9 protein-coding genes are annotated in these 15,480 nt (G+C 45.4%); 3 read left to right on the forward strand and 6 right to left on the reverse strand.

Annotated features, from left to right (window positions below; all coding sequences use genetic code 11):
* Window positions 1-19 precede the first annotated feature (19 nt).
* Window positions 20-643, reverse strand: coding sequence for an OmpA family protein (locus ITG12_RS02720; RefSeq protein ID WP_038873742.1), 624 nt, complete (start codon window positions 641-643; stop codon window positions 20-22).
* A gap of 1 nt (window position 644) precedes the next feature.
* On the reverse strand, window positions 645-1,961 hold the full coding sequence (locus tag ITG12_RS02725) for a TolC family outer membrane protein (RefSeq protein WP_039976834.1): 1,317 nt from the start codon (window positions 1,959-1,961) through the stop codon (window positions 645-647).
* Between the two features lie 393 nt (window positions 1,962-2,354).
* On the opposite strand from ITG12_RS02725, the gene ITG12_RS02730 reads away from it, so the two are divergent.
* Window positions 2,355-10,085: a Calx-beta domain-containing protein gene (locus ITG12_RS02730; protein ID WP_248873577.1), complete on the forward strand. Its 7,731-nt coding sequence runs from the start codon at window positions 2,355-2,357 to the stop codon at window positions 10,083-10,085.
* Between the two features lie 67 nt (window positions 10,086-10,152).
* On the opposite strand, the gene ITG12_RS02735 is transcribed toward ITG12_RS02730, so the two are convergent.
* Both ITG12_RS02735 and ITG12_RS02740 read right to left on the reverse strand, forming a co-directional pair.
* Window positions 10,153-11,346, reverse strand: coding sequence for a class I SAM-dependent methyltransferase (locus ITG12_RS02735; protein WP_038881960.1), 1,194 nt, complete (start codon window positions 11,344-11,346; stop codon window positions 10,153-10,155).
* Between the two features lie 186 nt (window positions 11,347-11,532).
* The gene (locus tag ITG12_RS02740) at window positions 11,533-12,936 is read right to left on the reverse strand and encodes a methyl-accepting chemotaxis protein (RefSeq protein ID WP_248873579.1); all 1,404 of its coding nucleotides are present in this window, start codon (window positions 12,934-12,936) and stop codon (window positions 11,533-11,535) included.
* A gap of 90 nt (window positions 12,937-13,026) precedes the next feature.
* Here ITG12_RS02740 and yccX point away from each other — a divergent pair, with 90 nt between their 5' ends.
* On the forward strand, window positions 13,027-13,299 hold the full coding sequence (gene yccX, locus ITG12_RS02745; protein ID WP_038881962.1) for an acylphosphatase: 273 nt from the start codon (window positions 13,027-13,029) through the stop codon (window positions 13,297-13,299).
* A gap of 47 nt (window positions 13,300-13,346) precedes the next feature.
* Here yccX and ITG12_RS02750 read toward each other — a convergent pair whose 3' ends face one another.
* Window positions 13,347-13,676: a TusE/DsrC/DsvC family sulfur relay protein gene (locus tag ITG12_RS02750; protein WP_038873035.1), complete on the reverse strand. Its 330-nt coding sequence runs from the start codon at window positions 13,674-13,676 to the stop codon at window positions 13,347-13,349.
* Window positions 13,677-14,095: 419 nt separating this feature from the next.
* Here ITG12_RS02750 and ITG12_RS02755 point away from each other — a divergent pair, with 419 nt between their 5' ends.
* Window positions 14,096-14,452 (forward strand): antibiotic biosynthesis monooxygenase, encoded by a 357-nt coding sequence (locus tag ITG12_RS02755; RefSeq protein WP_038881963.1) that lies wholly within the window; start codon window positions 14,096-14,098, stop codon window positions 14,450-14,452.
* A 75-nt stretch (window positions 14,453-14,527) separates the two neighbouring features.
* On the opposite strand, the gene ITG12_RS02760 is transcribed toward ITG12_RS02755, so the two are convergent.
* Complete coding sequence (locus tag ITG12_RS02760; RefSeq protein ID WP_005446774.1) at window positions 14,528-15,190, reverse strand: Bax inhibitor-1/YccA family protein; 663 nt, start codon at window positions 15,188-15,190, stop codon at window positions 14,528-14,530.
* Window positions 15,191-15,480: the final 290 nt, after the last annotated feature.

Here is a 15,480-nt window from a genome sequence, read left to right on the forward strand (position 1 = left end):
TGTGAGCGTATGGGCTTAGCTAGCTTTTAGGAAGAGTGGTGAAAATGGTCCATTCTTTCTTCACTTCTCCTTTGTATCCGACGACGGTAGCGGTGACTCGTCGGTTAAGCGCATGACTTGTTTCATCCGTGCCAGTAGACGCCAGAATCGTATCTCCGTAGCCGACAATGGTTACTCGGTTCGGTGATATGCCATTTTGAAGCAAGATTCTTCTTACATTTTCAGCTCGGCGTTTGGATAAGTCTAAGTTATGTTGCGAAGTCCCTGTTCGGCTCGCATATCCTTGAAGTTCAATAGAAGTGCTTGGGTATTCTTTTAAGAACTCAGATAACTCACGGAGCTGTTGTGAAAAGATAGGATTGATTTCGTCTGAATCGTTCGCAAACAAGACTCGAATTTGCATTTCTTGGGACGTTTTTAAGAATTCCCCACATCCATCATTATCGATTTCTGAACCAATCGGTGTACCAGGACACAAATCTCGAGCATTGATGACACCATCTCGATCATCATCGATCAGGTCGGCAATTTGATTGGCGGTGGGTGTTTCAATGTACTCGTATTCATCGCCCGTTTCGGTATTAGAATTAGAACTGCACGCTGAAATCAAACACGCCATGAAAAAAATAGGTATTACTCTCATATTAATACTCCACTTTCTCTAGCCACTCTTGCGGAATATCGACGCGCAAAGAGTTGAGCAGTTGTCCTGTAGCATTCATTACGCGGTATTTTGCGTATTGCTCGGCGTATTTTGAATCCAGATAATCCTTACGTGCTTCGAAAAGTTCATTCTCAGTGTTGAGCAAATCCAAGAGAGTTCGTTTGCCAATGCGGTATTGCTTTTCGTAGGCAATTACGGTCTCTGCTGCGGAGTCTACGTGATCAGATAAGAATTCTTTTTGCTGCAAGGTTAAATCTAAAGCACTCCAAGAAAGTCGTAACCCTTCTTCTATATTCTTGTATGCGGACGCGCGTAAATCTTTCGCCTTGTTTAATTGGTAGGCGAAATTTTCTGAGTTTGCCGCATCGCTGCCTCCGTTATAAAGGTTGTATCTCAAACGCAACATTGCGAGTGTTTCGTCACTTCGACCTTCAATACCATCTGCATCATCTCGCCAAGTCTGTGAAGCTTCGATAGAGACAGTAGGGAGGTTAACCCCTTTGGATTGCTTGTACTGGAACTTAGCTGAGTCGACATCAGCAACCGCTACTTTTACCACTGGGTGTTCCTCAAAAGCGATTCCTACAGCTTCATCGACAGTATATGGAATGAAGTTCTCATCAGCTCTAGGGAAAATTAAGCCTTGTGGGGATTGACCCACTAACCGAGTAAACATGGTATGTGTGTCATAGAGGTTGTTTTGTGCAGCAGCAAGATTGCCGTGTGCTTTTGCTAAACGTGCTTCTACCTGCGTCAAATCCGCGGTGGAACCGATACCGGAGTTCACACGCTTTTTAATATCTGAGTAAATGCGTTTGTGCACCGCTAGATTGTTTTCAGACAAGGTCAAAATTTCATAGGCTTTCACCGCATCTAAATAAACTTTTGTCACCTCTAGCGCTTTGTCTGATGCATCAGCAAGGAGTTGATAACGCAGTGACTCTGCGTCTGCCGCAGTTCGATCGATGTCATTCAGAGTCGCAGACCCATCCCAGATAAGTTGAGTTAAGGTCACGGCCGCTTCTTTACGGGTTAAGTCGGTTTGTCCACGTCCGACACTCTCGGCTGGATCAATTCCCTCGTAACCAATACCAGCGTCTAAATCAATTTGTGGTAAATATGCGCCTGATGAAGCGTCGTTAACGTAACGACTACTTGTGAATTCGTTAAATGCAGCTTTCAAATCAGGGTTTGTTTTCAGCGTTAAGGCTACAGCCTGTTCTAACGTTTGACCGAAAATAGGAAATGACACTATTAGGCAACTGCAGCACGCTATGCTTAGTCGGCTCCACTTCACGGCGACTCTCCCAGAAAAATCCATACAATTTGCCGCTCTCACAAATGAGATTCAACGACATTAAACAGCGGTTGAATGCATTATTTATCAACTCACTGTTATCCCTAGGCTTTTGAGGTTAATTCTCAGCCTGACCCCTTATAACACCGTAGCACATATGACTAAGTTTGCTTATTTTTTAAGCGAAATTCCTCAAAAAAAATCCTGATATTTTAAGGTCATAGCGCTTTTGAACCGTTTGGCTTTATCGATCTTCACTTGTCCCGCCCCTAGGAAAGTAAAGCTCTGAGAACCGTGTAGGTAAGCAAAATTTGCGATTATTTTGACTAAACTATAGTCGTAAATGATGAGGTGACAAACTTTTGACGCAGCACGATGCGAGTCGAGGTAACTATGAATAATGCAACCTTACGCTCATTATTGGGCCAGACAGTGGTTATCGGTTTAGACGGTAATTTAAGAGAGTTGGAACAGGGCGAAGCTCCGGCTCAAGGTGAAGTGCTAGTCTCTGATTTATCGAATGAATCTACGCCTAACGTGCGGATTGTGACTCAGGAAAGTCAGGAGCCTATAGAAATTACAGACGACGTTGCGAGAGTTGTAGAGGCGATAGCACAAGGTGATGACCCAACACTGTTAGGAACAGAATTTGAACCAGCAGCGGGTGAGAGTGAGGGTTCGAGTCCCCAGGCGAGTGGCGTAATCGATCGGACTGGTGCTGAAAGTCTTGCTGCGACTGATTTCGAAACAGTAGGGTTGGCCTCTCTTGGCCTTTCAGAAACACAGATCTTAACCTTGTTAGAGTTGTATTTTAGTGGTTTTGTCTCACAACCGAGTCAAATTGCTGACGTCATCATACAGGACATATCAAGTCCAACGGTAAGCGAAGGTGAAGATGTAAACTTTGATGTCACTCTTGATGGGCCAACAAGCGACGAGACCGAGTTAGTGTTTTCTTTGGATGATGGCAGTGCGTCAGGTGGACAAGAAGACAGTGGCGTTGACTTCCTCAATAACATCGTGACGATTACTTTTGAAGATGGCACAGAGCAGCAAGTGAGCGTCGATGAAAATGGTGATTTCATTATTGTTGTACCAAGCGAGACGACCACTTTTACTGTCACTGTACGAACGTTTAATGATGAACTTTTAGAAGGTGATGAAACTTTCACTCTCAGTGGTTCAACGCCAAATCAACAAGCCCCCGTCACTGGCACAGCAACCATCAGCGATGATGGGGATGGTCCGGGAGAGAATCCTGATGATGATCGTCCTACTGTGCTTTCTATCTCAGATGTCACCGTTAATGAGGGAGAGCCTGCGGTTTTTGAGGTCGTCTTAAGCAATCAAAGTGAATCTGAAACGTCTGTCACTCTTACACTTGCCGACGGCAGTGCAACAGGAGGGAGTGACTTCGATAACACATCTGTTTTGGTTACCTTCTCAGACGGTACATCGCAATCTGTAAGCGTTGCAGAGGACGGTTCTTTCACAGTGATGGTTCCTGCAAATGATACTGACTTTTCTATCACGGTCGTAACGAACAATGATGAAATACTTGAAGGGGATGAAACGTTTACGCTCACTGCAAGTACACCTACTCAAGAAGAGCCCGCAGAAGGAACAGCAACCATAAGCGATGATGGTGATGGTCCTGGGCAAAATCCAGACGATGATCGACCTAATGTTGCATCTATTACGGATGCAACGGTAAATGAGGGCGAGGCGGCTACGCTTGTCGTAAATCTCAGTAACCCGAGTACAACAAACACCGTAGTCACCATGCAACTTGCAGGTGATACTGCGACAAGTGGTGTGGATTTTTCGGACACAACCGTCACGATCACGTTTTCAGATAATACCAGCGAAGTCGTGTTACTGAATCCAGACGGTACGTTTGAGGTAAATGTACCCGAAAACACAACGACTTTCAGTGTTACGGTCGATACCTTCGATGACGATATTTTGGAAGGTGCGGAGACTTTCACGCTGACTGGTACAACATCGACACAAAGCACACCAGCACAAGGCACGGGTACCATTGTTGATGATGGCAGTGGCCCGGGGCCTGATCCAGATGATGACCGTCCAGTTGTTGCTTCAATTAGCAACGCAACAGTCAATGAAGGTGATCCTGCCACATTAGATGTCACCTTGAGCAATCCAAGCACGACCGATACAGTTGTGAGCATGACACTTGCTGATGGTACTGCTGACGGTAGAGTGGACTACACCGATACGTCAGTCACCATCACTTATGCAGATAACTCAACGCAAGTGGTGGCCGTGAATCCAGATGGTACGTTCGATGTGACTGTGTCTGCGAATGATACAACCTACAGCGTTACGGTGAATACTATCGATGACGATGTCTTCGAAGGTCCTGAGACTTTCACGTTGTCAGGTTCCACTTCAACTCAAAATACCCCAGCGCAAGGCACGGGTACCATTGTTGATGATGGTAGTGGACCAGGCCCAGAACCGGATGATGACCGTCCAGTGGTTGCTGCAATTAGCAGCGCGACAGTCAATGAAGGTGACCCAGCGACATTAGACGTTACCCTGAGCAATCCGAGCACGACAGAAACTGTTGTGAGTATGACGCTTGCTGATGGCACAGCAGATGGTGGCGTAGATTACACCGATACCTCAGTCACCATTACTTATGCAGACAACTCAACGCAAGTTGTAGCAGTAAATCCGGATGGCACATTCGATGTAACTGTGCCAGCTAATGACACCTCTTACAGCGTTACCGTAAACACCACCAGTGACGATGTCTTCGAAGGTCCTGAAACTTTCACGTTATCAGGTTCCACTTCAACTCAAAATACTCCCGCGCAGGGCACAGGCACCATTGTTGATGATGGCACTGGTCCGGGTCCAGATCCGGATGACGACCGTCCAGTCGTAGCTTCAATTAGTAACACGACAGTCAATGAAGGTGATCCTGCCACATTAGATGTCACGTTAAGCAACCCAAGTACGACCGATACGGTTGTGATTATGACTCTTGCTGACGGTACAGCTGATGGAGGTGTGGATTACACTGATACGTCAGTGATCATCACCTACGCGGACAACTCAACCCAAGTCGTGGCTGTGAATCCAGATGGTACATTTGATGTGACTGTGCCAGCTAATGACACCTCTTACAGCGTTACCGTAAACACCACCAGTGACAATGTGTTCGAGGGGCCTGAAACCTTTACATTGTCAGGTTCTACGTCAACCCAAAGTACCCCAGCACAAGGTACGGGTACCATTGTCGATGACGGTAGCGGCCCGGGACCTGATCCAGATGATGACCGTCCAGTTGTTGCTTCAATTAGTAACGCGACAGTCAATGAAGGTGATCCTGCCACATTAGATGTCACCATGAGCAATCCGAGTACGACGGACACAGTTGTGAGCATGACACTCGCTGATGGTACAGCAGATGGTGGCGTTGATTACACTGATACATCAGTCACTATCACTTACGCGGATAACTCAACGCAAGTGGTGGCTGTGAATCCAGATGGTACTTTTGACGTTACCGTACCGGCGAACGATACAACTTACAGCGTTACTGTAAATACTACCAATGACGATGTCTTTGAAGGCCCTGAAACCTTCACATTGTCAGGTTCCACTTCAACTCAAAATACTCCAGCACAAGGCACGGGTACCATTGTTGATGACGGTAGCGGCCCGGGACCTGAGCCAGATGACGACCGTCCAGTTGTTGCTTCAATTAGCAACGCGACAGTCAATGAAGGTGACCCTGCCACATTAGATGTCACGTTAAGCAATCCGAGTACGACAGATACTGTTGTGAGTATGACACTCGCTGATGGTACAGCAGATGGTGGCGTTGATTACACTGAGACCTCAGTAACTATTACTTATGCGGACAATTCAACGCAAGTGGTGGCTGTGAATCCAGATGGTACTTTTGATGTTACCGTACCGGCGAACGATACAACTTACAGCGTTACTGTAAATACTACCAATGACGATGTCTTTGAAGGCCCTGAAACCTTCACATTGTCAGGTTCCACTTCAACTCAAAATACTCCAGCACAAGGCACGGGTACGATTGTTGATGATGGTAGTGGCCCGGGACCTGAGCCAGATGACGACCGTCCAGTTGTCGCGTCAATTAGCAACGCAACAGTCAATGAAGGTGATCCTGCCACATTAGATGTCACGTTAAGTAACCTAAGTACGACCGACACAGTTGTGAGCATGACACTTGCTGATGGCACTGCCGATGGTGGCGTGGACTACACAGACACCTCGGTCACTATCACTTATGCAGACAACTCAACCCAAGTGGTGGCTGTAAACCCGGATGGTACATTCGATGTGACTGTTCCAGCTAATAACACCACTTACAGTGTTATCGTTAATACGACCGATGATGATGTCTTTGAAGGACCCGAAACCTTCACACTGTCAGGCGCTACCTTAACTCAAAATACCCCAGCGCAAGGCACAGGTACGATTGTCGATGATGGCAGCGGCCCGGGGCCTGACCCAGATGACGACCGTCCAGTGATTGCTTCAATTAGCAGCGCGACAGTCAATGAAGGTGATCCAGCCACATTAGATGTCACGTTAAGTAACCCAAGTACGACCGATACAGTTGTGAGCATGACACTCGCTGATGGCACAGCAGATGGTGGTGTGGACTACACCGACAGCTCTGTGACTATCACTTATGCAGATAACTCAACCCAAGTCGTAGCTGTGAATCCGGATGGTACATTTGATGTAACTGTGCCAGCCAATGACACGACCTACAGCGTTACTGTAAACACCATCAATGACACTGATTTTGAGAGTTCCGAAACCTTCACGCTTGATGGTGCAACCTTTACCCAAAATACGCCAGTGCAAGGTACTGGTACGATTTTAGATAACGACGCGCCTCCGGCCATCGGTAATGTGGTTGATGCGATTGTTTCTGAAGAAGGGTTACCTGATGGTATCGCCGATACTATGGGAACTCCTTCAGACTCCACGAACTCGGCGAGTTTTGTTGGTTCATTCACCGTCAGTGATCCTGATACGACGAACGTCAGTGTTGTACTTTCCGGCCCCAATGGACTGGCATCTGGAGGTGAACCTGTTACTTGGTCTTGGAACGCCAATACTCAAACACTCACCGCATCGACGGCAAGTATTGCGAGTATAGCAACAGTCGTGTTGACAGAACCAAATGCGGCAGGGCAAGGAACATGGGGTTACACCATCACACTCTTAGAGCCACTCGATCACCCAGTTAATGACGTCGAAGATTTGATCGACTTTGATTTGCAGATCTCAGTGAGTGATGGTCAAACCACGAGCTCCCAAAGTATGAGCGTGGTTGTCGAGGATGATTGTCCACATGTTCCAACGTCTTCTCAAGCCGTAGATGTGTCGCTGGCAGATATCCCGGAAATTCTCACCGGCAATATTAGTTTTGTTGGTAATGAATCCGATGCATTAAGCCGAACTTTCGGAGATGTCGAAGTGACTGCCTTGGGATTTTTGTCTAATGAGTCTACCGATCTTGGCGCCGCAGAGATTAATCAAACTTCATCAGGTATTGGTGTGAAAAGTGTCGGTAATAACGGCTATCCACTTGCTAATGAAGTGGACTATCGTTTTGCCAATGATACTGGTGTCTCAGAGCAATTGGTCATCGACTTGGGCGACAAGATTGCATTTGGGGCTGAGATCGAATTCGAGAAGATGTTTGGTGGGGAGCTAGAAGAAGGTCTTGCGTCTTTCTATCGAGATGGTGTTTTGATCGCACAGCAAGCGTTTAACTCTGATGCGGCAAGTGGTGACTATGCGGCTAACTTTAGTGTTCAACAGGGTGGTTTTGACAAGGTTATTCTTGAAGCAACTGGCAACGGGAACGGGCCAAATACCGCAGACAACAGTGACTTTACCGTCAAATCTATCACCTTTACTGGGGCTGACTCCTCCATTCCAATTGCAACAGCAGAGGGGAATTTAGGCGCACTCTATGGTGCTGATGGCCCAGGAAGTATCGTTCTTAATGGTGCAGAGAGTGGTCTAGAAACGCTTGATGGCATGGCTATTAGTGTTGCGATTGATCCTCAAAACCCAAACAGGTTAGTCGGTGAAGCGAACGGCGAGTTGGCATTTGAAGTTCAATTAACGCCAAGTACCGGGAAGTGGGAATTCTTCCAGTACGTACCTTTGACCGCTCCAAGTGGTGATGGTGATATCGACTTCAGTTACACGATTACCGATAACGATGGTGACAGTAAAGCGGGGAATTTTGCGGTTAATCCATATGCGCCTCAGATTGTTGAAGGCGTCACGCTTAATGTTTCTGAAGAGGGTTTGGGTAATGCTATTGCCGATGACTTCGCGTTGAATGGATTTATGGACACCACAGATTCAACGTTAGATATGGATCAGTTAACACTTGGTCAAACCGTTGACTCTGTCGCACTGAATGTCCCAACTGCGAACCTAACCAGTAACGGTGAGGCAATCACATGGACCTTGGCCAACAACGACCAATTGCTTGTTGGTTCAGCGGATGGAGAAGAGGTTATTAAGATCTCGGTTAGTGATACGGGGGCAATCTCTACTGAACTCCTTGGTCCAATAGATCACCCAGATACTTCTGGCGAGGACTCTTTAAACATTGAGGTTCCTGTCGTTGTTTCGAATGCACTTGGCTTGACGAACTCTGCGGTAGCAAATGTTGTTATTGAAGATGATTCACCTGATTCGACATCCATTGTTCATGATGTGGTCGCGGAAACAAAAGAGAGCGCTAACGTTCAATTGATTATGGATGTTTCAGGCTCGATGCGTACGGGTAATCGCCTTCAAATAATGAAGGACTCGGCAACTCAGTTATTAAATCAGTACGAATCGATTGGCCAGACTCGGGTTCAAATCATCAAATACAGCGGTTCGGCAACAACGTACGCTATTGCTGGGGCAACATGGTTAAGCGTAGATGAAGCGAAAGCGTACATTGATACACTCACTGCTGGCGGTGCAACTAACTACAATCGCGCAATTAATGAAGCGAAGGACTCTTGGGATGATGCGGGTAAATTACCTAGTGCATCAAACGTGAGCTACTTCTTATCTGATGGTCAACCAAATCCAGCCTCATCATTCATCAACGATGCTCGTGAGAACAGCTGGATAGATCACTTGACCGATTCTGATAATCAGATCACAGCGCTGGCTTATGGCATGGGCGTGAACCTGATGCCTGATCAGTTAGACCGTGTTGCTTACGATGGTTTCTTGAACCAAGACCTTGATGGTGTAGTCGTGCCTGACGTAACTCAGCTGCCTCCAGTAATGTTGCAGTCTGTGATTCAACCTGTTGGTGGTAACCTCATGTACACCACATCACCGGATACAGGTATTGGTGCAGATGGCGGTTACATCAGCGAAATAGAACATGACGGTGTCACTTATTCATTTGACGGTACAGACTTGACGGTTGTAGACAACAACAACGACATCTCACATGCGTTTGACGATATCACGAAGTTGCTCACTATCTACATCGATAGTAAGCACTCGTTGGAAGTCGATTTGAATGATGGCGCATATGCCTTCTATGGAGCGGTAGGCGACACAATAGAACCGTTAGACTTCGATTACGTACTGACCGATAACGATGGTGACCAATCTGAAAATACACTTCAGTTTGTGATTGACGAAAATGGTGGCGTAAACGCGGCGAGCGGTGGTACTGCGAACATCATCGAAGCGGAAGTGGATGTAAGCCATGACATTTTAATTGGTAATGACAACGAAGCGGACATATTTAGATGGGTTAATGACTCACTAGATTCCGGCACGGACTTGGTGCGTGGCTTTGAACGAGACCTCGATACTCTAGATCTAAACCAAGTTGTCGAAGATGCAGGGCATAACACCATTGAAGAGCTGCTCAATAGTATCGACCTAAATGTGGACGGCGAAGATCTATCGCTTGAAATCACCCACAAAGAGGGTAATTCCATCCAAACGATCGTCATTGAAAAAGGAGCTTCCGAGTTTAGCGACTTGATCATCGGAAATATGGACTTTGAAAGAGATGTCTTATCGGCTCTCACGAAAGTTAATTTAGATTCATAATAAAAAAGGGCCAACAGGCCCTTTTTCTATGTTTCAATTCTTTATCGTTGGCTATGACTAAGCCCGATTATAGGACCTTACACGCAAAACCTTTTAGGTAGAAACCTTCTGGGTAAGCCGTATCCGTTGGGTGATCGGCAGCTTGCTCAAAACGCTCTACGAACTTAACTTGGCGGTTTGCATCTACTGCGGCGTCAGCAATGATTTTTTGGAACAGAACTTGGTCCATTAAGCCTGAGCAAGAGTAGGTCAGTAGTGTGCCACCTGGGTTTAGAATTTGCATCGCCAACATGTTGATGTCTTTGTAGCCACGACATGCACCGTTTAGCTGTGCTTTACTTTCTGCAAACTTCGGTGGGTCCATGATCACAACATCGAACTTCGTACCTTGGTCACGGTATTCGCGTAGTAGTTTGAACACGTCAGCGTTTAGGAACACAGCGCGTTTTTTAGAGATATCAAACTCGTTCAGTTCTGCGTTGAACTTAGCAGTGTCTAGAGCTGGTTGTGATACGTCCGCATTGATAACGCGTTTTGCGCCGCCTTTTAGTGCGTACAGACCAAAACCGCCAGTGTAAGAGAAACAGTTCAGAACTTCTTTATCTTTCACGTACTTCATCGCTTGTTGGCGGCTGTCGCGTTGGTCTAGGTAGAAACCCGTTTTATGACCACCAACGATGTCTACGCTGATTTTCACGCCGTTTTCTTCAATCACCACTGATTTTGGTGGCTCTTCACCGTGCAGTACGCCAGTGGTTTCTTTCAAACCTTCTTTCTTACGTACCGCGACGTCTGAACGCTCGTAAACGTTGCAATCAGGGAAACACTCAACCAAAGCATCAACAATCACTTGCTTGTTGTATTCTGCGCCCGCACTTAGAAGCTGACACACAAAGAAGTTTTGGTAACGGTCGATGGTAACCCCAGGCATACCATCAGATTCTGCCGCGATAAGACGGTAGCCAGTTAGGCCATCGCGTTCGATAATGTCTTCACGAAGAAGTTGAGCGTTGTTGAAGCGCTTAACGAAGAAGGCTTTGTTGATTTCTTCTTTTTCAAAACTCCAGATGCGAGCACGAATTTGAGACTCTGGTGAGTACGCTGCTTTAGCTAGCCATTTTCCGTCGTGAGTGAATACATCAACGGTTTCGCCGAGCGCTGGTTCGCCCTCAACTTTACTGATGCCTCGAGAGAAGATCCAAGGGTGCTTGCGCTTAACCGATTTCTCACGACCTTTTACCAAATAGATAGCAGCTGTCATTTCTTTAGCTCTTGTTGAATTTTGAAAGGGGCGTATTGTCCGGGATGTTGCCCGCAAAAGCAATATCCATCGACAATCCAATCATTTGTAGAGGCTTTAATTATAAACTGATGAGTGGAGTAACGGATGGGTTTTCCAGACACAAAAAAGGGCCACCGAAGTGACCCTAGTTATTCGTTTTAGCGATTACGCTTTTAAGCCAGTCAGTAGCGACTCCATGGTGTCACTTTGAGCTCGAAGCTGCTCAACGTTTTGCGACGTTGTGCTGATCATCGTACATACATTGTTTGCTTGTATGCGAATCTCTTCAACGCTTGATGCGATATTGTCTGCCACGACACCTTGCTCCTCAGCTGCTGTCGCAATTTGAATGCTGCTGTCTGAGATAGTTTGGTTCTTGTCTGCTAGTGAGCCGATTTCGTGGTTCACTTCAGCCATCAGAGTTTGGCCTTCGTTCGCATTGTGAACCGTTACTTCCATCAGTTTAGTCAGTGATTGGCTGTTACGTTGTAGCGCTTCAATCATTGCTTGAATCTCTACTGTCGCTTGTTGAGTGCGGCCTGCAAGAGCACGAACTTCATCAGCAACAACCGCAAAGCCACGACCTTGTTCGCCTGCACGCGCCGCTTCAATTGCAGCGTTCAAGGCGAGTAGGTTAGTTTGCCCAGAGATACCGTTGATGGTTGTAACCACTTCATCAATCTGCGCTGCGTTTGCATCTAGCTCTTCAACCGCTTGAGATGCCGATTGGATCTCAGTAGAAAGGTTCGAAATAGAGTGAAGGGTATTTTCCACTTTCACCTGACCTGATTGCGCGACGCTGCGAGCATCATCAGTTTGTGTACTTGAGTCATGAGCCAGTGTTGCTACTTCACGAATCGTGGAAGCCATCTGCTCTGTTGCACTTGCTAGTGAGTTAAGGTGCTCTTGTTGGGTATTAGAGATCTCAGAGCTGTTGTGAATCGAAAGGTTAAGGTCAGAGCTGATTTGCTGCATCAGCGCTACGGATTCTTGAATCGACTGAACCATCTTTTGTTCGCGATCCGCTACTTTGTCGATAGTAATCGCGATTTCGCTGAACTCATCACGAACACGGAAGAAATTCATACGCGCGGTTAGATCACCATCTGCCAGCGTGTTGAGCGCTTTGTTCATCGTAAACATCGCACCACCGATGAAAGTCATGATGTAGTAAACACCCATCGCGATGATGAATAGAGTCACAAGAATAATACTGACTTGCGTTGTAGAAAGTGCGGTCCATAAAGACTGCTCATGGTTTGCTACAAGGCTAAATGCGCCATTCAGCACGGACACGGAATCTGGACCAGTACCAAAGGTAATGGTGTCTGAGCCAGCAATAAGGTTTGCAACTTGAGATTGCGAAAGGTTACCAGCCTCGATTAGCCCTTTCATCAGCATTAATTCTTCCTGATACAAACCAGAAATCATGGAGTCAGCAGCACTGTTTAAGACTAAAGTGAGAATGACCAATGCAAGAAGAGGAAGAAAGAAGAGTAAATAGAACTTTTCTTGAATTTTTAGATGGATGAGATACTTATCAATCCAACGGAAGGGAATTTCTTTCATAATTATTATAACCATATAAAAACCCACTATCCTTAGTGGGGTAAATAGACGCAAATAATATATCACTCAAATATAGGGAGCGGTATACGGATGGTACTAAAGTGTGAGAAGTTTCTGATAGTAGGGCATGTTCAAGGGGTAGGATTTCGATACCACACGTCACATCAAGGTTTGAAGTTAGGTTTAACAGGGTATGCAAAGAATTTGAACAATGGTGATGTTGAGGTAATCGCTTGTGGTACAGAGGCGCAAATCGCAGCGTTTTCGGCGTGGTTGGAGGATGGACCGCGGACGGCAACAGTAGATAGCGTTACCCAAGAGAGTGTATCTTACAAACCTTTCCGCGGATTTAAGATCTTATAGTTTTATAAGCAGTGATCTTTTTAGTCGTGTTTTTGCAAACTAGAGTACTACAAGCATTTCGCTGGTTTTGGCAATCCTGCCAATTTTGTCGCTTGTTTTGCAGGGCCTTTTTTAAATAATTTGAATAGGTACTTACTGTTACCTTTTTCTGGGCCGTGCGCTTTTTCCATTGCCTTCACAAGCATTCGAACTGCTGGTGATGTATTGAATTCTTCATAAAAATTACGCACGAAGTGAACTACTTCTAAGTGAGCTTCGGTAAGTTCGATTTCTTCATCTTTTGCTAGAAGCGCAATCATACCTTCTTCCCACTGGGTGTGATCAAGTAAGTAACCTTGAGAATCGGTTTCTATTTCTTTGCCGTTGTATACGAACATCGCTTTGTATCCGCTAAGTAAACACTGGTGTGTATAGGGTAGCGTAGAGCGAAGCTTAGACTCAACAAAAGAATCTATGAAAGCTTCTGAGCGAAGTAAATTTACACAATCGAGAGCTCACGTAAAGGTAAAGGCGTTGAGCCTAACTACTTTTTCATTATTCACAAAAATGTAAGTTTATTCACGTTGTTGGAAAATTATCGGGGTGAGTATTTTGGTATCTGCATTTTTATGCTGAATTTGGAATAATGTCTCTGTTTTATTAGTGGGAATAGAGCAGAGTTATCGTTATTTCACTGCCTTTTGTTTTATTCAGCTATTGCTGGCGATGTGTATCGCACTTTATCGTTACTGAACGTGAACTTTTTCATTGTTCGTTTACCTTTTTGATAGCACTACTCAACAATGAAGGAAATCGAATGACAAGCCGTGTCTATGTTTTAGCTCAATTTAAACCAAAAGAAGGAAAAGAAGCCGAGTTATTTGAAGTACTCAAAGCACTAGAGCCAGACTCCTATCGAGAAGAGGGATGCATCCAATATATGCTCACTCGGCAAATTGATCACCCCAGTGCGATGAAAAATGACTATCCGATTGTGTTTAATGAAATTTGGGAAGATGCAGAATCTTGGGCAGCGCATGGGCGAAGAAAGCAGATTCAACATTTCTTTGAAACTCAAGTGAAAGCCGAGACAGGATTAGTTGAAGACGCGATGGTTACGGCATACAGCGATGAAGGGTATGACTACGATGCGCCCATCTATGAACCAGAATAGACACTGCTAAAAAGTGAAAAGAAAAAGCCCGAAGTATAACTTCGGGCTTTTGAGTCTTGGATTCAATCTAACGAATTAGTCGTCGTTCATGATGCCTAGAATGCTTAGTAGGCTGATGAAGATATTGTAGATTGAAACGTATAGCGTAATCGTTGCAGAGATGTAGTTTGTTTCACCGCCACGGATGATGCCTTGCGTAGTCATCAAAATAGCCATGGTAGAGAAAACAATAAACAAGCTGCTCATTGCTAGGTGCAGGATAGTTGATTGGATGAAGATGCTCGCAATCATGCCCACTACTAGAACAACGAATAGAGACAACATCAGGCCACCCATCATAGATAGGTCGCGTTTGGTCGTTAGAGCGTAAGCAGAAGCTGCCATGAATGACAGTGCGGTACCGCCAAGTGCAGTAAGAACCACATCGCCCATACCAGCACCGATGTACATGTTTAGAATTGGACCGATGGTGTAACCCAAGAAACCAGTAAATAGGAATGTGAATACCAAACCCATGCTGTTGTTACGGTTCTTTTCAGTCAAGAATAGTAAGCCGTAGAAACCAACCAACATCAGGATAATGCCCGGACGTGGCAAGTTAAACGCCATTGAAACGCCAGCAACCAGTGCTGACCATAGTAAAGTCATTGAAAGTAGTGCATATGTATTACGCAATACTTTGTTGGTTTGTAGAGCACTCTCTTGAGTAGTAGTGCGTGAAAACATAGGACTGTTCATAATCTTCCTCTATAAGGGACCGTCTTATCTTTGATATATAGACATATATGGGCCCGAAAGTTCAAAAAATCAAGCCCGACACGTCTATCTCTAGAACAAAATAATAATAGAAATAGTGTGTTATGTATGTGGCAACTTGTAACACAATATTACTGCCTTGCATAGTTAGGAAGGGCTTGGCAATCAAAGGGATGAAGGTTACCTCACGAACTTTTTTGTAAAATCGAACAAATTTACAACGTATTGAATCAACTGGATTTTAGTAACATCGACCTGAGGCAAACAAAAAG

Origin of the sequence: Vibrio sp. ED002 (assembly GCF_023277445.1) — a bacterium.
Lineage (GTDB): Bacteria > Pseudomonadota > Gammaproteobacteria > Enterobacterales > Vibrionaceae > Vibrio > Vibrio jasicida.